This window comes from Rhizobium sp. Pop5 (assembly GCF_024721175.1).
Taxonomy (GTDB): Bacteria; Pseudomonadota; Alphaproteobacteria; order Rhizobiales; family Rhizobiaceae; genus Rhizobium.
On sequence record NZ_CP099398.1, the window covers coordinates 150,669 to 170,000 of the forward strand.

17 protein-coding genes and 1 pseudogene are annotated in these 19,332 nt (G+C 56.2%); 15 read left to right on the forward strand and 3 right to left on the reverse strand.

Features of this window, described 5'->3' with window-relative positions; all coding sequences use genetic code 11:
* Positions 1-89 precede the first annotated feature (89 nt).
* The 3 genes and pseudogenes from NE852_RS00740 to NE852_RS00750 all read left to right on the forward strand — a co-directional run.
* Positions 90-779, forward strand: a complete 690-nt coding sequence (locus NE852_RS00740; RefSeq protein ID WP_004673291.1) for a GntR family transcriptional regulator — start codon at positions 90-92, stop codon at positions 777-779.
* A 129-nt stretch (positions 780-908) separates the two neighbouring features.
* Positions 909-2,138, forward strand: a complete 1,230-nt coding sequence (locus NE852_RS00745) for an alpha/beta fold hydrolase (protein WP_008534369.1) — start codon at positions 909-911, stop codon at positions 2,136-2,138.
* 189 nt (positions 2,139-2,327) lie between these two features.
* Positions 2,328-3,365, forward strand: a pseudogene (locus tag NE852_RS00750) (IS256 family transposase); the annotation flags it as partial.
* Between the two features lie 489 nt (positions 3,366-3,854).
* Here NE852_RS00750 and NE852_RS00755 read toward each other — a convergent pair.
* Complete coding sequence (locus tag NE852_RS00755; RefSeq protein WP_004671535.1) at positions 3,855-4,622, reverse strand: SDR family oxidoreductase; 768 nt, start codon at positions 4,620-4,622, stop codon at positions 3,855-3,857.
* Between the two features lie 134 nt (positions 4,623-4,756).
* On the opposite strand from NE852_RS00755, the gene NE852_RS00760 reads away from it, so the two are divergent.
* The 8 genes from NE852_RS00760 (at position 4,757) to NE852_RS00795 (ending at position 12,100) form a co-directional block, all read left to right on the forward strand.
* Positions 4,757-5,266, forward strand: coding sequence for a flavin reductase family protein (locus NE852_RS00760; RefSeq protein WP_008534378.1), 510 nt, complete (start codon positions 4,757-4,759; stop codon positions 5,264-5,266).
* A gap of 72 nt (positions 5,267-5,338) precedes the next feature.
* Positions 5,339-5,746, forward strand: a complete 408-nt coding sequence (locus NE852_RS00765) for a carboxymuconolactone decarboxylase family protein (RefSeq protein ID WP_008534380.1) — start codon at positions 5,339-5,341, stop codon at positions 5,744-5,746.
* A 60-nt stretch (positions 5,747-5,806) separates the two neighbouring features.
* Positions 5,807-6,928: an LLM class flavin-dependent oxidoreductase gene (locus NE852_RS00770; protein WP_011053356.1), complete on the forward strand. Its 1,122-nt coding sequence runs from the start codon at positions 5,807-5,809 to the stop codon at positions 6,926-6,928.
* Positions 6,929-7,051: 123 nt separating this feature from the next.
* Positions 7,052-8,221 (forward strand): ABC transporter substrate-binding protein, encoded by a 1,170-nt coding sequence (locus tag NE852_RS00775; protein ID WP_008534383.1) that lies wholly within the window; start codon positions 7,052-7,054, stop codon positions 8,219-8,221.
* A complete protein-coding gene (locus NE852_RS00780; RefSeq protein ID WP_011053357.1) occupies positions 8,221-9,516 on the forward strand; it encodes an LL-diaminopimelate aminotransferase in 1,296 nt (431 codons plus the stop codon). Before NE852_RS00775 ends, NE852_RS00780 begins: the two co-directional genes overlap by 1 nt.
* A gap of 11 nt (positions 9,517-9,527) precedes the next feature.
* Positions 9,528-9,926, forward strand: a complete 399-nt coding sequence (locus tag NE852_RS00785) for a GFA family protein (protein WP_008534386.1) — start codon at positions 9,528-9,530, stop codon at positions 9,924-9,926.
* 358 nt (positions 9,927-10,284) lie between these two features.
* Positions 10,285-10,803, forward strand: coding sequence for an NAD(P)H-dependent oxidoreductase (locus NE852_RS00790; RefSeq protein WP_004671524.1), 519 nt, complete (start codon positions 10,285-10,287; stop codon positions 10,801-10,803).
* A gap of 16 nt (positions 10,804-10,819) precedes the next feature.
* Entirely contained in the window at positions 10,820-12,100 is a 1,281-nt protein-coding gene (locus NE852_RS00795; protein ID WP_004671523.1) for a bifunctional 3,4-dihydroxy-2-butanone-4-phosphate synthase/GTP cyclohydrolase II, read from the forward strand.
* A gap of 236 nt (positions 12,101-12,336) precedes the next feature.
* On the opposite strand, the gene NE852_RS00800 is transcribed toward NE852_RS00795, so the two are convergent.
* Together NE852_RS00800 and NE852_RS00805 are read right to left on the reverse strand one after the other, a co-directional pair.
* The gene (locus NE852_RS00800) at positions 12,337-13,443 is read right to left on the reverse strand and encodes an NAD(P)-dependent alcohol dehydrogenase (protein WP_004671520.1); all 1,107 of its coding nucleotides are present in this window, start codon (positions 13,441-13,443) and stop codon (positions 12,337-12,339) included.
* A gap of 364 nt (positions 13,444-13,807) precedes the next feature.
* On the reverse strand, positions 13,808-14,437 hold the full coding sequence (locus NE852_RS00805) for a 2,3-bisphosphoglycerate-dependent phosphoglycerate mutase (RefSeq protein WP_008534389.1): 630 nt from the start codon (positions 14,435-14,437) through the stop codon (positions 13,808-13,810).
* 255 nt (positions 14,438-14,692) lie between these two features.
* On the opposite strand from NE852_RS00805, the gene NE852_RS00810 reads away from it, so the two are divergent.
* From NE852_RS00810 to NE852_RS00825, 4 genes are read left to right on the forward strand one after another with little or no spacing between them, the layout of a single operon-like run.
* On the forward strand, positions 14,693-15,781 hold the full coding sequence (locus NE852_RS00810; protein ID WP_037174931.1) for a substrate-binding domain-containing protein: 1,089 nt from the start codon (positions 14,693-14,695) through the stop codon (positions 15,779-15,781).
* A 55-nt stretch (positions 15,782-15,836) separates the two neighbouring features.
* Positions 15,837-17,366: a sugar ABC transporter ATP-binding protein gene (locus NE852_RS00815; RefSeq protein WP_004671513.1), complete on the forward strand. Its 1,530-nt coding sequence runs from the start codon at positions 15,837-15,839 to the stop codon at positions 17,364-17,366.
* Between the two features lie 12 nt (positions 17,367-17,378).
* Positions 17,379-18,320, forward strand: coding sequence for an ABC transporter permease (locus tag NE852_RS00820; RefSeq protein ID WP_004671512.1), 942 nt, complete (start codon positions 17,379-17,381; stop codon positions 18,318-18,320).
* Between the two features lie 5 nt (positions 18,321-18,325).
* A complete protein-coding gene (locus NE852_RS00825; protein WP_026188838.1) occupies positions 18,326-19,324 on the forward strand; it encodes an ABC transporter permease in 999 nt (332 codons plus the stop codon).
* Positions 19,325-19,332: the final 8 nt, after the last annotated feature.

A 19,332-nucleotide genomic window follows, 5' to 3' on the forward strand; every position in this document is an offset into this window, starting at 1 on the left:
TTTGCAGACAATCGGGTTGTCCTACGAAACGCTCCGGCAGTATATTGATTCTGTGCGTCACTAGAAATTTCATCGAAGGTTTGTTGTGAATGGGAACGATCGACCTCCAGATTAGACGTCAAAACGCCTCTCTTCGAATCCTTGTTGAGGATAAGCTCCGGCAGGCTATTTCAAGTGGCCGTTTCAAGCCCGGGCAGCGGCTGGTGGAGCGCGAGTTGTGCGAACTTATCGGGGTTGGCCGAACTTCAGTTCGCGAGGCGCTACGCCAGTTAGAAGCTGAAGGGCTTATTACTAGCTATCCGCATCGGGGGCCGGTTGTCAGCACTATCAGCTACGAGGAGGCTAGGCAGCTTTATAGTGTACGCGCGCTGCTTGAAAGCTTTGCCGGCCAGGAGTTCGCCGAGAACGGTTCGAATGAAGAGATCGTTGCTCTCCTCGAGACCGTGGAAGCGTTCGAAGCCGCAGCCAAGAGCGGTTCCGGAACGCGGATCATCGAAGCCAAGACCGCTTTTTACGATTGTTTGATGACCGGCAGCAAGAACGTGTTTGTGAAGCAAATGCTCACGTCGTTGCACAACCGGGTCACATTGTTGCGGATGACATCGATGACCCAGCCAGGGCGGCTGCAGAACAGCGTTTTCGAAATAAGAGAGATTGCGGCCGCTATTGCGTTGCGTGATGGCGACAGGGCAGCCGCGCTTTGCAAGCGCCATATCGAAATCGCGGCTAAGGTGGCGTTGGACTACTTGAGCAAGAACCCCGTCGAAACCTCCGAGTAGTTCCACAAAACGAAGTTCAGGCGACGGCTAAGGTTGACAGATTGTCTGAAAATCTGCTTACCTCTCTTATGGGAGGTGAGACACAGGAAGTGCGGCTTCCCAACAACATCATTTTGTTAGGGAGGACGTATGGGCGCCCATGCCGAGCTGATTAAACGCGTAACCCTGGCGATCGAAGATCCGGAGCTACCGCGACTGACCCCAGGTCTTACAACACGGATCTCGTTGCAAGTTGGACCAGAAAAGTCATCACTTGCTGTGGGAGGCGGGATAGTCGCACTGGACGGCGCGGACGAAAATGCTGACGTCATACTGAGTGCCCCAGAAGGAGCTTGGGAAAAGGTTATGCAGGTGCCGCCGCCGGCAACCTACCATTCGTTCACCGCCTTTCAACTCGCTAACCCTGAGTTCACGTTATCTGGTTCGCCCGTAGCAATCGCTCAAGCGCGTCCCGCTCTGGAGCGACTGTTCGAAATCGTCGTAGCGTCTCCGCCCCTAGTTGCGCCGAAGGTCGATCGAAATATTGAACAGGTCACCGGACGCTATAAGCGGGTAGAGGTCGGCGGCGTAGAACACGATATCTTTTACGAGGAAGCCGGTGCAGGAACTCCTATCCTTTTCCTCCATACGGCTGGCGCAGACGGCCGTCAGTTTCTACCGCAACTCTCCGACACTGGGTTTGCGCGTACGAACCGATTGATCTCAGTTGATCTGCCGTTTCACGGACGTTCGATGCCTCCTTTAACTTGGGACGGCTCGCCCTATCAACTCACAACGGATCTCTACCTGACCTGGTGCACGGCGATACTCGACCAGCTCGTCGGAGACAGAGCTATCGTCGTTGGAGGATCTATGGGCGCGGCGATGTGCATGGTGCTGGCGGCGGAGCGACCGGAACGTCTAATGGGTGTAATTGCGGTCGAGCCGCCGTTGAAGTCAAAGGGCCGTCGCAACCCCTTTCAACACAACGTCAACGTTCATGGGTCGCTTCATAACTCAGCCTATGTCCGCGGAATCATGAGCCCGCTCAGCCCGCAAGAAGAGCGACGCCGCGCCAGTTGGATCTACTCGCAGGGTGCTCCTGGAGTTTATCCCGGCGATCTTTCGTTCTACAGCGACGAGTTCGACGGTGCCGTCGTCGGTCCGAAGATTGATGCCAAGCGAACACCGACCGTTCTTCTCTCCGGGACCTATGACTACTCTGCGACGCCTGCAGACGGAGCAGCGCTAGCGGCCCTCATTCCTGGCAGCCGTCATGTCGTTATGGAGGGGCTTGGGCACTTTCCGATGTGCGAAAATCCTGACTATTTCCGGAGCTTCTTGCAAGACGCTATTCGGTTCGTCGAAGATAACGGCTGATCACAAAGCAACCGCGTTGGCCATTTACCGATCGTGTCCCAGTACGTGGCGTAGGTGACGGTAGGGAGTAAAGCCGAGCGCCCGCGCGCTTCTCGTTGCGCTGTAGCGGGTGATCGGCTTTGCGGGCGGCCATCAGTGTTTTCCGCTAGGGTCGGGTTGTTCAAGACCAACCTGACGGAAAGATCACCGATGACCAATGACATGATGAACGTGCGCTCCCTTGTTGAGAAGAGTGCCGATGCAGATTTGTTGCGTGAGATGATTGGCTTTGCCGCCGAGCGGCTGATGGAGTTGGAGGTCGGCTCGGCTACGGGTGCTGACTTCGGTGTGAAGAACCCCATGCGGCTCACTCAACGCAATGGCTACCGTGACCGCGATTGGGAGACGCGGGCTGGCACCGTCGAGCTTCGCATTCCGAAGCTGCGCAAAGGCAGCTACTTTCCGAGCTTCCTTGAACCGCGCCGCATGGCAGAGAAAGCTCTGACGGCCGTTATCCAGGAAGCGTATATCCAGGGAATCTCGACTCGTTCTGTCGACGACCTGTGGTGGATGCGACCTATCTCAAGGTCCGGCGTGGCGGCCGCATCGTCTCAGTCGCCGTCATTATCGCGGTCGGCGTCAATAACGACGGTCGGCGCGAGGTCCTGGGTATGGAAGTTGGCACCTCGGAGGCCGAACCGATCTGGACGGAATTCCTGCGCAGGCTAACGCGCCGCGGTCTACGCGGGGTGAAGTTGGTTGTCTCTGATGCACATGAGGGCATCAAGGCTGCCGTTTCCAAGGTTCTCAATGCCACTTGGCAAAGGTGCCGGGTTCACTTCATGAGGAACGTGCTCGCGCATGCTGGAAAGAGCGGCAGGCGGGTCGTATCCGCCTTCATCGCGACGGCCTTTGCCCAGGAGACCCCGGAGGCAGCAAGCCGCACAATGGCGCAGTGTCGCCGATCAAATCAGGCCGAAAGTGCCGAAGCTTGCCACCATCATGGACGACGCTGAAGAGGACGTGCTCGCCTACATGACCTTCCCGAAAGAGCACCGGGCAAAGCTGCACTCGACGAATCCAATTGAGCGTCTCAACGGCGAAATCAAGCGACGCACCGAGGTCGTCGGCATCTTTCCGAACGACGAAGCCATCGTCCGTCTCGTCGGCGCACTGCTGCTCGAACAGAATGACGAATGGGCCGTTCAACGCGCCAAGTATATGACGCTTGAGACCATGGCCCAAATGAGATGAGCCCCAAATCAGCCTGCCCCGCTGTGGCACGCTGATATCCCCTTCCGACCCATGTCGGGAAAGCACGGCCATCAGCCGCGACCTACACCACCTCCCGGGACACGATCGTATCACCTTGTATTCCGGACTAAACTTATGCCGACAGCGTTGCGATAGAGGGCATTCGGAACCAGCATGCGGCTATTCCGGAAGGTCGGCACTCGCATGACGTCATCTGACCGACATCGTGGGGTTATTCGACAAAAATTGCGAAATGTCCTTGATCCAGTTTCCGCTGTTAGATCTCGTTGTCGCCGGCAGTCCTTCTCCTTCTCTATCATATTTGCTGGAGCGTGCCGCAAGTCCGACAAGAGCTGCGCCTAGGCCAACAGCTCTGTGCTGTCATTGACGGGTTAGGAACACGTCAATGATCAACGAGGCTGGAGCCTTATACCCGGTGTTCCTGCCTCAAATGTAAGGGCATGACGAGTGCCGCCCTTTCCTTCACTTGACCAGGTGGTTTCCGATCGAGGAGCCGCCATCGACCGTCAGAATGCTACCGGTCGCGAACCTCGAACGATCGGACGCAAGAAAAAGCATTGCTTCAGCAATCTCTTCAGCTGTCCCCATCCGATCCATGACGGCACGGGCGTTGAAATCGCTGCGAAGCTTCGCGGGGTCCTTCGCTTCGGCGAAGATTTTCGTGAAGTAAGGAGAGTCGATTGTCCCTGGAGCGACCGCGTTGACACGAATTCCCTCTTTCGCATGATCCATGGCCATCGCGCGCGTCAGCGAAGATATTGCTCCTTTCGATGCTACGTAGGCAGTCCTGTCCGCGATTGCTGAGGTTGCGGTGTAGGAAGTCGTATTGATGATCGAACCTCCGCCGTTCCGTCGCATAACAGGAATGACGTACTTTGAGCAAAGGAAGATCCCTTTGACGTTTACGGACATAATCCGGTCCCAAGTTTCTTCAGGAATGGTCACCACATTCCCCGTCGTTCCGAACCCGGCATTATTGACGAGCACGTCGACCCGGCCCCACTTTGCGGTCGTCTTCTCAACCATGCTTTCCGCGTCCTTGGCGGACGAGACGTCGACGCGAACACCGAAAGCCTTCGAGCCGATCTCGTTCGCCACACGAACCGCGGCGTCTTCATTGACATCAGCAACAACCACATAGGCGCCGTTCTTTGCGAAAAGCTCGGCGGTCGCACGACCAATGCCGCTGCCGCCCCCTGTGACGATACAAACCCTTTGATTCAAATCCATCGACCATCTCCTCATTTTTGGGTGCCTTAGAAGACATTTTAGCAGACAATCTGTCAATTGTGAAAATCCAGTTGACAGATTGTCTGCTGATCTGTTTATCTAGGCTCGATCGAATTTGGCCGTGGGAGGACAATATGGCCGATACCAGCACTGAGGCGCAGTTGGCTTTTAAGGCAGCTATGCGTCGGTTCACATCAACCATCTGCTTGATCACGACCGAACTCAACGGGGTCCGTCATGGCATGGCCGCCACCGCGGTCCAGTCGGTTACCGCGGACCCACCAACTGTTCTTGTCTGCATCAACCAATCGGCTTCGGTGAATCAGCCTTTGAAGATCTCCGGGAAGTTCGCCGTGAACATGCTGCATCTTTCACATGCCGATCTTGTGCCGCTGTTCAGTGGGCAATTGAAGGGTGAAGAGCGCTTTCATTACGGCGAGTGGCTGTCTCTCGACGGCATGCCGGTCCTGTCCGATGCGCAGGCGGCGTTTGTCTGCAAGCTAAAAGATGTCGTTCACGTTGGAACGCATGATGTTGTGCTCGGAGAAGTGCTCGAAGCACGGTTCATCGAGTCAATCGCGCCGCTTCTCTACGAAAACGGTCAACTCGTCAGGTCGTCGTCCATCAGTGGATCGGCCGCATAGTAGGTGGCTTTAACCACCAATCACATCACTCATCGAAAGCCCAAGGGCGGCAAGGAGAAAAGCGTGAGCAATATGGCACCCGCAAGAGAAATTCATGGACGTGAAGTCACAGAGCGCTTTGAGCGCGGACTAAAGACCCGGCGCGAAGTCTTGGGGGGGGCCTATGTTGATGCGTCGGTCAGCAAAGCCACCGACTTCAATTGGCCGATGCAAACCCTCGTCACGGAATACTGCTGGGACGCGATTTGGAATCGGCCGGGCCTGGAGCGCAAGCAGCGCAGCATCCTCAATCTCGGGATGATTTCGGCCCTCAATCGTCCGCATGAGCTGAAACTGCATGTTCGCGGAGCAATCAACAACGGTCTTACCAAAGAGGAAATTCGGGAGGTTTTCCTCCAGGTTTCGATTTACTGCGGTGTTCCTGCGGCCATCGACAGCTTCCGCGTGGCAGCGGAAGTTTTCGACGAGATGGGCATCTAGTTATTCAACGCATTTGAGTGGGCTGAGCATCATCCGTTGCCAGCCCGAGGAGGGACTACAGTGACCGCACAAGACGATTTCCGCGCTGCCGGAAACCCAATGTTCAATGATAACAAGCTCAAGCTCGGCGTATTTGGCACGAATTGCTCGAATGCATGCGCGATTACGCTCGCTGAGACAACGTTCGAACCTACCTTCGACCACAACGTCGAGATTGCAAAGAAGCTTGAGGCAGCCGGTTGGGAATGCATGGTGCCGATTGCACGCTGGCGTGGTTTTGGCGGTCCTTCAAACTTCAATGGCGTGAACATGGATACGTTCACCTGGGCGGCCGCTCTCGCGGCGGTCACCACGAAGCTCCAGTTCTTCTCAACGACTCACATTCCGACGCTAAACCCGATTGTTGCAACCAAGATGGCGACAACAATCGATCACATCTCGAAGGGTCGATACGGCCTCAATCTCGTGACCGGCTGGTTCACTCCCGAAATGGAAATGTTCGGAGTTCCTATGATGGAGCACGACACCCGCTATGAATACGCCACTGAATGGATGGATATCGTCGAGACGCTCTGGAAACGCAATGGCGTTACCTTCGAAGGCGAGTTCCTCAAAGTCAAAGACGCCTTCAGTGAACCCAAACCCTACAACAAGGCGGGTCGCCCGCTCCTGATCTGCGCCGGCGCCTCGGGCAAGGGACTGCATTTCACCGCCAAGTTCTGCGACTTCAACTTCGGCTTCATGCAAGACATGGAATCCGGCGCTGCCTGGGTCAAAAAGGTGAAGGACCTGGCGCGTACTGAATATAACCGTGATCTTGGCACATTCACAGCTTGCCCCGTTATCGTTCGCGAAACGGAGAAGGAAGCAAAGGAATACTACGACTACTACGTCAACCAGAAGGGTGACTGGGAGGCATGCGAGAACATCTGTGAAGTTCTGCAGGTGCAATCTCAAAACCATTCTGCCGAAATGTATCAAAAATTCAAGGAACGCTTCGTCGCTGGCTGGGGTGGATACCCGATCGTCGGCAATCCAGAACAAGTCGCCGACAAGCTCGTGGATCTCAGCAATACAGGCGTCAACGGCGCCTTGCTGACAATGGTCGATTACAACGAGGAACTTCCCTTCTTTAACGACCGTGTCATGCCGCTGCTCAAGCAAGCCGGTCTGCGCAACTGAACCAGTCCTCGGGACGGCGATTGCCGTCCCGACACGAACTCTGCCAGATTCTGGCAGGATTTTCGCGGCTGGCGGCCAAAGGGGCCGGCGGTTGAGCGGAACCACAAGGGGAGGAGGCCCTGAATGCTGAAGAAAATCGTTGCAGCGCTTTTTACGCTGTCGAGCCTTTATCACATGAACGGCGTGGCGAAGGCTGACGGCCTCGATTCGTTGCCGCCGGACCAAAAGGCGCTTTACGAGAATATCGATCCCGCCATTCCGCTCGGGGGGACGGTGTACAAGGATTTTGTTCCAAAACGTCCACCGCCGTGGAAAATTGGTTATGCATCCACATATGCCGGTAATACCTGGCGCGCGAACATCCTGGACGAATTCACCAACGTATTGCTTCCGAAATATAAGGAAGCAGGCCTAGTCTCCGATCTAATCGTCACGCAGTCTGACCTCAAAGACGCTGTCCAAATCCAGCAGATGCGGCAGATGGTTGACGACGGTGTTGATGCGATCGTCATTTGCTGCTCGAACATTACCGCACTTAACAAGACCATAGAGTATGCTCATTCGAAAGGCGTGCCAGTCTTCTCAGTCTCGGGCTATGTCACATCACCCTACGCAATCAATGCCACAGAGAATAACACCGACGGTGGCTACAAGGCTGCTGAATGGCTTGCCAAGGAAATCGGTGAAAAAGGCAACGTCCTGATGGTATCGGGCATCCCCGGTTTCGCATCATCGGACAGCTTCGACATCGGCGCGAAGAACGCGTTCGATAAATTCCCCGGTATCAAAATTGTAGGCACGATAGCTGGCAAATGGACCGACCAGGTCGCCCAGGTTGAGGTTCAGAAGTTTCTTGCCACCAATCTTGCTGAGGTTAATGGCATTCTCGTTCAGTCCGCTTCAGAAAACGGTGTCGTGAACGCAGTACAGCAATCCGGCCGCGACATGATGCCTATCGTGCTCGGGGGTGAGGCTTCGGCAGCCTGCTACTGGCGTAAGAACCCTGATTTCATAAGCAAGAGCTTCCATTTCTGGCCGCCGCGGTCTGATGCCCGCCTTGTGTGGGACGTCATGATGCGAACGCTCGAAGGCCAGGGACCAAAGATCCAGTCGATTCTTCGTCCTGCGCTTCCTTACACCATTGATGACGTGAAGGAAGTGCTGAAGGAAGATTGCGATCCCAATTCCACGGATTGGATCGAGCCGAAGAACAACGGCTGGTGGCCTGCAGACGTCGCTGCAAACTACTTCGAACGTCCTGAAGATCCGTTAGCTTGGCGGCCGAAGAAGTAATGAATGTTCTCCGGAAGGAGACCTCCCAGCCTCCCGCGTCGGTTTCTATAATCGGCGCGGGAGGTATCTGCGATTTGATTGGAAATAGTGTGCTGGACTTTCACAGAATTCAACGTTTGCCGCCTTATGTTTTCGAACAGGTCAACCGTTTGAAAGCAAGCGCGCGAGCGGGCGGCGCCGATATCATTGATCTCGGCATGGGAAACCCTGACCTTCCCACTCCTCAGTCGATCGTCGACAAGCTGTGCGAGGTCGTGCAGGATCCGCGCACCCACCGCTATTCCTCCTCCAAGGGCATTCCGGGGCTGCGCCGTGCCCAGGCCGCCTATTATGCCCGCCGATTCGGCGTCAAGCTCAACCCGGATACCCAGGTGGTCGCCACCTTGGGCTCCAAGGAAGGCTTCGCCAACATGGCGCAGGCGATCACCGCGCCCGGCGACGTGATCCTCTGCCCGAACCCGACCTATCCGATCCACGCCTTCGGTTTCCTGATGGCGGGCGGCGTGATCCGCTCGATGTCGGTTGAGCCGGATGAGAGCTTTTTCCCGCCGCTGGAGCGGGCGGTCCGACATTCGATCCCGAAGCCGTTGGCGCTGATCCTCAACTATCCGTCGAACCCGACGGCCCTCGTCGCGACGCTCGATTTCTATAAGGACGTCGTCGCCTTCGCCAAGAAGCATGACATCATCGTGCTTTCCGACCTTGCCTATTCCGAGATCTACTTCGACGGCGCTCCGCCGCCATCGGTTCTCGAAGTGCCTGGTGCAATGGATGTGACCGTCGAATTCACCTCGATGTCGAAGACCTTTTCCATGCCCGGCTGGCGCATGGGCTTTGCCGTCGGCAACGAGCGGCTGATCGCGGCGCTCACCCGCGTCAAGTCCTATCTCGACTACGGCGCCTTCACGCCGATCCAGGTGGCCGCGACCCATGCGCTGAACGGCGACGGTTCCGACATTGCGGAGGTTCGCAACGTCTACAAGCGTCGCCGCGACGTCATGGTCGAAAGCTTCGGCAAGGCCGGCTTCGACGTGCCGCCGCCGGCTGCCACCATGTTCGCCTGGGCGAAGATCCCGGAAAAGTTCCGTCATCTCGGTTCGCTTGAATTTTCCAAGCTGCTGGTCGAGAAGGCCGACGTCGCCGTTGCACCGGGTATCGGCTTCGGCGAAATGGGCGACGACTACGTCCGTCTGGCGCTCGTCGAGAACGAACACCGCATCCGCCAGGCTGCGCGCAACATCAAACGCTGGCTTAGCGGCGACGAGAAATTTGAAATCAACGTAATGAATCAGTGAAAGGATACCCGATGCCAATCTTCGGATCATGCCAATGCAAAGCGGTTACGTACCAGGTTCAGGAAATTGATGGACCCATGTGGAATTGCTTCTGTCAAACATGCCGGAAGTCACACGCCGCTGATCACAATACCGCTGCGAAGGTGAAAAGCGAGCACTTCAAGATCCTTACAGGCCAAGATACGCTTCATAGCTTCGAATCGACGCCTGGAAAGCTGCGGTGGTTTTGTTCGGTATGTGGCTCGCACGTTTATGCGGAGCGGCCGGCCAGCCCGGAGCTCAAAGTCGTTAGAGCCGGCACGTTCGATACCGATCCTGGAAGTGTGCCGATGTCAAACGTATGGGTATCGCATGCGAAACCTTGGCTCGCCCATGATCCATCGAAGGCAAGCTCACCAGAGTTCCCGTAAGTGACCGGGATACTACCTGTCGTAACTGAGGTGGAGCCACGGCGACCGTATATCAAGCGGCAACGCCTCATTCCGTGTCCAGGAGGTTCTAACGCAAACGTGCTGGGTCGGTAAAAGCGGCAGGGATTGCAGACAGTAGGTGCGCTTGCACGGCGAGCCCACCCATTGAGAGAATAAAGTCGTACGAGACAGAAGACTTCTGCGAAGCAATCCAGCCTTCGAGGTTGGGAAATTACGGGTTGTGAGGGCTCAGGACACCGCAGGACTATTTTTGCCCCCACGGGTCCTCAACGACCTCCATTGCGGTGAGTGAAAATTGTAAGATTGTCTTATGCGAGAATGTTGGGAGTCCTGTGACATGAAAGTTGTTGTAATAACGGGGAATTTATCGCGCCCCTCGAAAACCCGGGCCGTAGCAGACTTCATGGTGGATCGGGTGCGCGCGTCCGGCAACGAAGCAAGCTGCTGGGACCTTGTCGACCTTCATCCGCACCTTGGGGCAACAGTGTTGCCCTCCAGCGCCGCTGAGATTGTTAAAGCGGCACTCAACGATATTTTGGCTAGTGACGTGCTAGTTGTTGGTAGTCCGGTCTACAAAGCATCTTACACTGGGTTGCTGAAGCATTTATTCGACCTTGTCGACATGAAAGCGCTTAAGGGCCGCTATGTGATCCCTTTTGCAACCGGTAAAGCATCGAGTCACAAGCCGCTCGTCGAAGCCTCGATGGAAGCCTTATTCGACTTTTTCGAAGCGCAAATACATAGCCGTTTCATTTTCGCTCTCGATGAAGATTTTCAGAACGATGCTCTTTCTGAGAACCTGCGCGCGCTTGTCGACAGAGAGCTCGATGCCGCGCGTCGCGCCGTCAGCCCATAATAAGGAGGAGGATTCCATGTCTTTTTCGAGCATAGATGAGGCGATCGAGGCGATCGAAGCGGGCGAGATGGTTATCGTGGTCGACGACGAAAACCGGGAGAATGAAGGCGACCTAGTCGTTGCTGCCGAAAAAATAACAGCTGAGCACATCGCTTTCATGATGAAATATGCGAGAGGCCTTATCTGCGTGCCACTTCCAGCCGAACGTCTCGACAAACTCGAGATCCCCCTGATGGTCACACGTAATTCGGACTCACTGCAGACGGCATTTACCGTTTCCGTCGATTGCAAACACGGCACAACGACAGGGATTTCAGCCGAAGATCGAGCAGCAACCGTCAAGTCGCTCATCGATCCGCAGACGCGGCCGGAAGACCTATCGCGACCGGGTCACATTTTTCCTTTGCGTGCAAATCGTCTCGGTGTCCTGGGCCGTCCTGGCCACACCGAAGCTGCCGTGGATCTTGCACGACTTGCCGGCCTGGCGCCGGCTGGCGTAATCTGCGAGATCGCCAATGACGACGGAACCATGTCTCGACTGCCAGATCTCGAGAAGTTCGCAATCGAACATGGCCTGCACATAGTAACGATCGACGCTTTGATTGAGTACTGCAGGAGTCGTGATACGAGGGTAAAGCGTTACGCGCAGTCCTTTATGCCAACGCGGTTTGGGGATTTCAAGGCAATTGCTTATCGCGATAGTTTGACGGGAACTGAACACTTAGCTTTGACACTTGGCGAGTTGTGCGAGAAGGAAGACGTTCTGGTACGGGTGCATTCTGAATGTCTGACAGGTGAGGCGTTCCGGTCCATGCGATGCGACTGCGGTCAACAGCTCGAAATGGCTCTTCGGGCGGTCCAGTTAGCGGGCGCTGGTTGCGTGATCTACATGCGTGGGCAAGAGGGGCGTGGCATTGGCTTAGGAAACAAAATTGCGGCTTACAGCCTGCAGGATCATGGTCGTGATACTCTTGAGGCAAATCGGGAACTCGGCTTCGCATCTGATTCCCGCGAATATAACGCAGCGGCGGATATCATCCGCGACCTCGGTATCGGCAGCGTTCGGCTTCTGACCAACAATCCTACAAAAATAGAGGCGCTGCGAACGTCAGGCGTCATCGTGTCGTCTCGCCAGAGTCTGATCGCCGCATCTAGCGCGTCCAACATCACTTATTTTAAGACAAAGCGCGATCGGTTTGGCCACCTGTTGGACCAGGACACGTCAGCTGAACACGTCGGCCGGAGCAACGTCTTTTCAGTGTTTGGCGCGCAGGTGTTCTCTGGACCCCTTGGATAACGGAGCCGCCCTCGCCACTTACCTGCCGGTGATTGTAGGGGGCCGCCTTTGACCGGCAGAGTCCTAGAGCTTTTGCGTGGGCCCTGCCAGCACATCATTCGTGCAGGCCTATCGGAGTGATGTGGCCCGCGATTGCATCGAAAGCAGCGTTCGACCATATCTCGTCTTGAGCACGGCTGTTCCGACGGATCGCATTTAATCGCGGTCCGTCTTGTCTTTCGAAAAGTCTCGCAAAACTAATGCTTCATGCGAAGGATCGGCTTAATGACTTTGCCGCTCTCGGAATCAGCCATCGCCTCGTTGATCTGGTCGAGGTCATAGAACTGAACCAGTTTGTCGAACGGGAAAAGTCCCTGCTGCCAATACTCGATCAACTGCGGGACGAACTCGGACGGAACGCTTTGTCCTTCGACAACGCCGATCAATGTGCGGCCGAAAAGGAAGTTCCCGATATCGATCGTGCCTTCAGTGCCGAGAGCGGACGAGCCAACGAGACCGCATGTTCCCGGCGTACCAAGGCAGTCGACTGCCTGACGGAAAACTCGCGGCGAACTCGTGCATTCCAAGCTGAAATCAACGCCTGCGGGGACGATCTTCCTGATCGCGGCAACGCTGTCCAATTTGCGGGCATTTATCGTGTGCGTCGCCCCGAGTTCGCGCGAAAGTTCCAGCCGTTCATCGTTCAAGTCGATCACGATGATGGTCGCGCATCCGGCGATTTTCGCGGCCATCGTAGCCGCCATGCCAACCGCACCAGCACCGAACACTGCTATTGACGAGCCGGGCTTCGGCTTGAGGCAATTCAGTACCGCGCCAGCACCGGTCTGAAGCCCGCACCCGAGCGGTCCGATCAACTCGAGTGGAACATCCTTTGCAACCTTCACGGCGTTTCGTTCGCTGGCGATGGCGTAGGTTGCAAATGACGACTGCTCGAAGAAGCAGCCACTAATCTGTTTCCCGTGAGAATCATGGATCGGGCAGGTGCCATCCGGACGAGTGCCGCGGAAATTGCGACCGAAGAAGTCCTCGCAGTAGAAAGGTGTACCGGAAAGGCACTTTTCGCACTTGCCGCAATAGGCGTAGCTCAAAGCAACGTGATCACCGGGCACAAGATCTTTAACTGCGCTCCCGACGGCCTCGACGACGCCAGAGCCTTCGTGTCCCAACACAACAGGTTGAGGTACGTCATATCCCTGGTCCCTGACCACCAGGTCGGTATGACATACCCCCGATGCGACGATGCGGACCAAAATCTCGTCTGCACGAGGTTCCTCAATCCCTATGCACTCCAAGATCAAGGGCTTCGCCTTTTCGCGCGAGACCGCCGCATATGCCTGCTTCATGTAACTGTTCCTCCAAGGCTCACAACGCAATTCGCGCGAACGTACTCATCGTCAGACAATCAGTCAATAATTACTCTATTAAATTAGATCAGTTCAACCGGAGCAGGGCTGCATTTTTGCAAAGTCACGAGTGAACGCTGATTTGAAGTGATCAAAGGGTTCCGATGCATGTTCGAAAGGGAGCATGCGTCTTGTCCCGCTTTGGGCTGAAAGATCGGCAGACGAAAATTTAGTAGCAACGTGTGAGGCGAGCCGGATGGCGTCGCTTGCCGACGTCGAGCCGGTTCTGAAGGCTATCGACAGCTTCGAGACACCGGTATTGCCAAGTTCAACCGACTACAAACGATGCTACTGCCAGCCAGGCTTAACAGACAGTACCAACCAGGACGTTAGTCTTCTCGATGATCGAGAGGTCCGACGCAATCCGGTATACAGTTGGCGCGGCGGTCGGTGACTCAATAGCGAGCGTATCCTGGATCGTGAGGCGTTCGATGCCCTGCTTTAGTGACCTGATCGTATTCCCGTGGGCCACCACAAGAACCGATTTCCCTCTCAACAAGGGGGGGAACACTTCGCTTATCAAAAAGGGCAGAACCCTCGCGCTTATGTCCCGTATGCTTTCTCCCCCAGGTGGTGGAGTGCTGTACGAGCGGCGCCAAACCTGGACAACATCCTGGCCCCACCGCTCACGTGCCACGTTCTTGTTGATGCCGGTGAGCTGTCCGTAGTCGCGTTCGTTCAACTCGGTTCTCCTGATTGGCTCCAGCAGATCGCCGTTGGTTTCGTTCAAAATCGCTCTGCAAGTGTCGACTGTGCGCAAGAGGGCAGAGCTAAACGCAATATCGAACGAGATGCCGAGGTTCGCGAGCAGTGAGCCGGCTCGCCTGCTCTCAGACCAGCCCTCCTGTGTGAGCGGCACGTCGCTCGTACCCGTGAACTCCCCGCGCGCGTTCCCTTCGCTTTGGCCATGCCGGACAATCACCAGAGTGGACATTCATAACCCTCCCATCGATTTAGCGAACACGAATATTGTCGCACTATCGGACAATCCGTCAAGTGCGACTATGTGCAAGTGAAAACAAAACGATGTCGAAAAAACAAACGTCGAAGTTTATATTTATTGACAGATTGTCTGATAGCTCATACCAATGCACTCCGCCGTATTGAGGAGAGTCCGGCACGGCTTGGGAAGGCAAGGCTCTCGCCTTAACAGACAATGCCGCCCAGAGCGGCCGGAGGAGGAATTTTCATGAAGAGACGTACATTTCTACAAGCGAGCGGGGCAATTGCTGTAGCCGGCACGTTCGGAATGGCGGGGATTCTTCGCGCCGACGACGCGATCAGTCTCCTACCTGACACTTGGCCCTCCGAAGGCGCCAACCCAATTGTCGACGCGGGTAAGTTCAAGAAGTCAGGCCCGTGGAAGATCGGACACAGCCACTACGGCCTCGCTGGTTCAACGCATACCTACCAGACGGCGTTTGAAGCCGAATATGAAATAAAAAAGAACAAGGATCGGATCGCTGATTACCAGTTCCGGAGCGCTGATCTCAATGCCTCCAAACAAGTTGCCGATATCGAGGATCTGATCGCCCAGAAGGTCGATGCGATCATCATCGCACCGCTAACCACCGGTTCCGCCGTCGAGGGCATCAAGAAGGCAAAGGCTGCTGGCATTCCAACCGTAGTCTATCTCGGACGCGTCGACACCGAGGAGTTTACGGTTCAGGTCCAGGGCGACGACTTCTATTTCGGGCGCGTGATGGCTCAGTTCCTCGTCGACAAGCTTGGCAACAAGGGCAAGGTATGGGTTCTGCGTGGCGTCGCCGGGCATCCCATCGATGCAGATCGTTATGCAGGCGCCATGGAAGTCTTCAGCAAGTCTGGACTTCAGATCACGTCGACCCAGCACGGAAGCTGGTCTTATGAGGACTCAAAGAAGATCGCCGAAAGCTTGTATCTCTCCGACCCAGATGTCGCGGGCATCTGGACCGATGGAGCCAACATGTCTCTTGGCGTTTTGGATGCCTTGCAGGAGGCTGGCGCCTCAACGATCCCGCCAATCACGGGCGAAGCACTTAACGGCTGGATGCGTCGTTGGAATGACGAAAAACTTTCCTCGATCGGTCCGATTTGCCCACCCGCTCTGTCTACTGCCGCGCTACGGGCCGCCTTCGCCTTGCTGGATGGGAAGCCGATTCAGCGTAACTGGACGAACCGCCCCAAGCCGATCACCGACGAGACGCTCTCCCAGTTCTATCGCGCAGATCTCACTGATGCGTACTGGGCGCCGACCGAAATGCCGAACGAAAAGCTCCTTGATTATTTCAAGGCTTGATGAACTACGGGCACGATCACTCGTGCCCGTATCCCTGTCGAAGATGGAAATTCCCATGAGCACGCTTGTCGAGATGGTCGGCATCAACAAATCGTTTGGTTTCACGAAAGTCCTTTCGGACGTTCGCTTTTCCCTGGAACGTGGCTCCGTGCACGCTCTGATGGGGGAAAACGGCGCGGGGAAGTCCACCCTGATGCGTATTCTGGCGGGGGTATATCAGCCGGGCGCAGGAAGTGTTCGGCTCCGCGGGGAGGAAGTCAATTTCCGTTCCCCTAAGGAGGCACGGTTGGCGGGAGTGTCGACGGTGTTTCAGGAGTTTACCCTGATCCCCAATCTCACCGTTGCTGAGAACATGTTCCTGGGCCACGAACCTCGTCGCATTGACGGTTCGATCGATAGCGTCGAGGTAGTGAAACGCGCTCGCGCTTTGCTGGCTGACGTATTTCCACAGCTCGACGCAACCGCGATCGTCGAGACACTGACTGTCGCGCAGCAGCAGGCAGTAGAGATCGCGAAGGGACTTACGTCGAACGCGGACGTATTCATCTTCGACGAGCCAACGGCGGCGTTGAACTCGACCGATGTCGCGCATCTTTTCAAGGTTATCCGCGACCTTAAGGCTCAACATAAGGCTGTCGTCTACATCTCTCATCGCATGAATGAAGTCTTCGAACTATGCGACACCATCACCGTCATGAAAGATGGCGCTTGGGTAAGGACTGCAAGAGCGCAGGACTTCAACTTGCAAACGCTGGTAGCGACAATGGTTGGTCGCGAACTTCAGAACTTCTTTCCGCCGCGCTCGCAGGCCACCGGAGCGGCAATGCTGGAGGTTTCGGACTTGCGCCTCGACGACAGCAGCTCGACAGTCACTTTCGTTGTCAGAAAAGGTGAAATCATCGGGCTGGCAGGGCTCGAAGGACAGGGCCAGCGAGAGATAATGCGTGCCATTGTGGGCGTTGAATCGCCAAAGGCCATCGCCGTGTGGCGTGCCGGCCCCGACAACAGCATGCACGTGGTGAATGTAGGGTCAGGGTTCGCTCGCGCGGTCGCATCAGGAATCGGTTTTATCCCTGAGGACAGGAAGCAGGAAGGGCTGTTCCTGCGCCTGCCTATCTACGACAACATCGCGCTGGGAAAACAGCTCAATCGGAATATGGCAAGCGTTGCGTGGCGATCGGTGTCGAGGGTCCGCGAGGTGATCAAGTCGTTACGAGTTGCGGCCGCCGATCCCAATGCGCCCGTAGGTAAACTCTCGGGCGGGAATCAGCAGAAGGTGCTGCTGGGCCGCTGGTTGCTCTCCGGAGTGGACATCCTCGTTATTGAGGAGCCCACGCGCGGCGTCGACGTCGGTGCAAAGGCAGAGATTTACAGATTGCTGCGGGACTTCAGTGATCGTGGCGGTGCGGTCGTGGTTTCGTCGCGCGAGCACGCTGAGCTTATAGGGCTCTGCGACAGCATTTTGGTCGTTCATGACAGGAAGATCGTCGGGCAGATGTCCGCAGAGGGGGCGACCGAGGAAAGAATCCTCGAGACTGCGCTGGGGGCGAGTGCGTCACCGGATCCCCGTGCTGCGGTGCATTGAGGAGGATAACTTATGAATTCATTTGCCAGTCGCCTGAAGCTCCCTTATCGCGCGGGAGCGATCGGGCTTTCCATTGGAACGCTCCTGGTGATGGTTGTCGCCTCGGTAATATTATTGCCGGACTTCATGGATCCGGAGAATTTGTCTAATCTCCTGGCGCAATCGACGGTGCTCGTCATCTCGGCTCTCGGTCAGACGTTCGTCATTCTCACTGGCGGCCTCGACGTGTCGGTTGGGTCCGTCATCAGTCTAACGACGACGATCATGACGCTTGATCTTCCTGAGATAACCCGCGTGCTTATCTGCATCGCGGTGGCGATGGGGTTCGGAGTAGCGAACGGTTACGGTGTCGCGCGCCTCAATGTACATCCAATCATCATGACGCTGACAACAATGGGCATCGGCCAAGGTATCGCGTTGATCATTTTGCCAATCCCAGGCGGGCGCGTGCCGGAGTGGCTTTCCGGCTCGGTAGCCGGATCCATCGGCCCCGTACCTAACTCATTGTTTTGGTTGATCACGGCATCGCTCTTCGCATCCTGGATTCTCTATCGTCGTCCCTTCGGCCTCTACCTCTTCGCTTCCGGCGGCAATGACTTCAACGCACGGATGAACGGTGTTCCCGTCGAGCGCACCATCATCAAAGCGTATGTTCTTTCCGCTCTATTCGCATGCGCTGCGGGGATGTTTCTTGCAGGTCGCCTTGCATCGGGTGATCCTAAGGGCGGCGCTTCATTCGGGATTGAGTCTGTAACGGCTGCAGCATTGGGTGGGGTCCACCTCGCCGGGGGCATCGGAAGCATTGTGGGAACCGTCGTTGGCGCGGCGATCCTCGGGACAGTGAATAATGTGATGAATCTGGCCAACGTCTCTGCATTTCTTCAGTCGGTCGTCAAGGGTGTGTTGCTTCTCGTACTCGTCGTTTCGCAGCGACGCAAAACAATCGGACTTTGAAAGAAATGGACTTCTCGATGACCACATCAGACTCGAAAACTGAAGCACCATCTCGCTCATTGAGGGGTAAGAGCGCCATTTCGTGGATACTCGGGCTACCGCCCGCATACTATGTGCTCGCAATCCTGGTTGCGGTTGCTCCAGCAGTGAGCGCCACGCTCATAAATCCCAACTACTGGTTTGTAATCCTCAAGCAGTCAGCGCCGCTCGGGATCGCGGTGCTCGCCCAGTCGCTTGTCATGCGGGTGCGATCCATCGATCTCTCTGTCAGCGGTATTTTCGCGTTCGCGATTTATCTGGCCAGCTCGGGCCAGCTCAACAACTATCCACCGCTAATGACCGTCCTCATGCCTGTTGTGATTGGGCTAGCTGTGGGGGGTGTAAACGGAATACTCGTAGCATACGTGCGCGCTTCTGCCGTTATCTCCACACTAAGTGTTTCGGCCATTCTGATTGGGATCGTCCAATACATGAGCGCCGGCCGCGCGCCCGGTTCAACGCCAAGCTGGCTTCGAATACTTACGAGCGGCAATATCCACGGCCTTTCCTATTCCGTGGTCCTGTGGATCGTCATCGCCGCCCTGATTTCTATCGCATTTCGCTTTCTCATCGTCGGGCGTTACTTCAGGGCCGTCGGCGACAATCCGAGGGCGGCGGAAACTACAGGAATTCCGTTGGCACGTACGATTTTTGTCTCGCACACGCTCGCGGGCGCCCTGACAGGCATCGCGGCCCTGGTCCAGGTATCCGCGTTGGCGGTCGGCACCATCAAGCCAGGCTTCGACACCTTCATGAATGCTCTCGCCGCCACGATCCTCGGCGGTGTGACGTTCGGCGTCGACCGGGGCGGCGTCGCCGGGCCGTTCGTTGCCGTCGTTGCCTTCAGCTTCCTGTTCGCGATGCTGACCGTCTTCGGCATCCAGGAGCCGGGCAAGCTTATCGTCCAGGGCGTGATCATTGCATTTGCCGCAATCATCTACGGTGCGCGCGCGGGTCGCGTCTAGTCCGTCGG

Excerpts from the sequence above, each read along its gene's own strand:
- NE852_RS00785 (WP_008534386.1), top strand. The coding sequence starts at position 9,528 with ATGCCAATCTTCGGATCATGCCAATGCAAAGCGGTTACGTACCAGGTT.
- NE852_RS00815 (WP_004671513.1), top strand. The coding sequence starts at position 15,837 with ATGAGCACGCTTGTCGAGATGGTCGGCATCAACAAATCGTTTGGTTTC.
- NE852_RS00795 (WP_004671523.1), top strand. The coding sequence starts at position 10,820 with ATGTCTTTTTCGAGCATAGATGAGGCGATCGAGGCGATCGAAGCGGGC.
- NE852_RS00825 (WP_026188838.1), top strand. The coding sequence starts at position 18,326 with ATGGACTTCTCGATGACCACATCAGACTCGAAAACTGAAGCACCATCT.
- NE852_RS00740 (WP_004673291.1), top strand. The coding sequence starts at position 90 with ATGGGAACGATCGACCTCCAGATTAGACGTCAAAACGCCTCTCTTCGA.
- NE852_RS00800 (WP_004671520.1), bottom strand. The coding sequence starts at position 13,443 with ATGAAGCAGGCATATGCGGCGGTCTCGCGCGAAAAGGCGAAGCCCTTG.
- NE852_RS00765 (WP_008534380.1), top strand. The coding sequence starts at position 5,339 with ATGGCACCCGCAAGAGAAATTCATGGACGTGAAGTCACAGAGCGCTTT.
- NE852_RS00760 (WP_008534378.1), top strand. The coding sequence starts at position 4,757 with ATGGCCGATACCAGCACTGAGGCGCAGTTGGCTTTTAAGGCAGCTATG.
- NE852_RS00810 (WP_037174931.1), top strand. The coding sequence starts at position 14,693 with ATGAAGAGACGTACATTTCTACAAGCGAGCGGGGCAATTGCTGTAGCC.
- NE852_RS00790 (WP_004671524.1), top strand. The coding sequence starts at position 10,285 with ATGAAAGTTGTTGTAATAACGGGGAATTTATCGCGCCCCTCGAAAACC.
- NE852_RS00755 (WP_004671535.1), bottom strand. The coding sequence starts at position 4,622 with ATGGATTTGAATCAAAGGGTTTGTATCGTCACAGGGGGCGGCAGCGGC.
- NE852_RS00745 (WP_008534369.1), top strand. The coding sequence starts at position 909 with ATGGGCGCCCATGCCGAGCTGATTAAACGCGTAACCCTGGCGATCGAA.
- NE852_RS00780 (WP_011053357.1), top strand. The coding sequence starts at position 8,221 with ATGAATGTTCTCCGGAAGGAGACCTCCCAGCCTCCCGCGTCGGTTTCT.
- NE852_RS00805 (WP_008534389.1), bottom strand. The coding sequence starts at position 14,437 with ATGTCCACTCTGGTGATTGTCCGGCATGGCCAAAGCGAAGGGAACGCG.
- NE852_RS00775 (WP_008534383.1), top strand. The coding sequence starts at position 7,052 with ATGCTGAAGAAAATCGTTGCAGCGCTTTTTACGCTGTCGAGCCTTTAT.
- NE852_RS00820 (WP_004671512.1), top strand. The coding sequence starts at position 17,379 with ATGAATTCATTTGCCAGTCGCCTGAAGCTCCCTTATCGCGCGGGAGCG.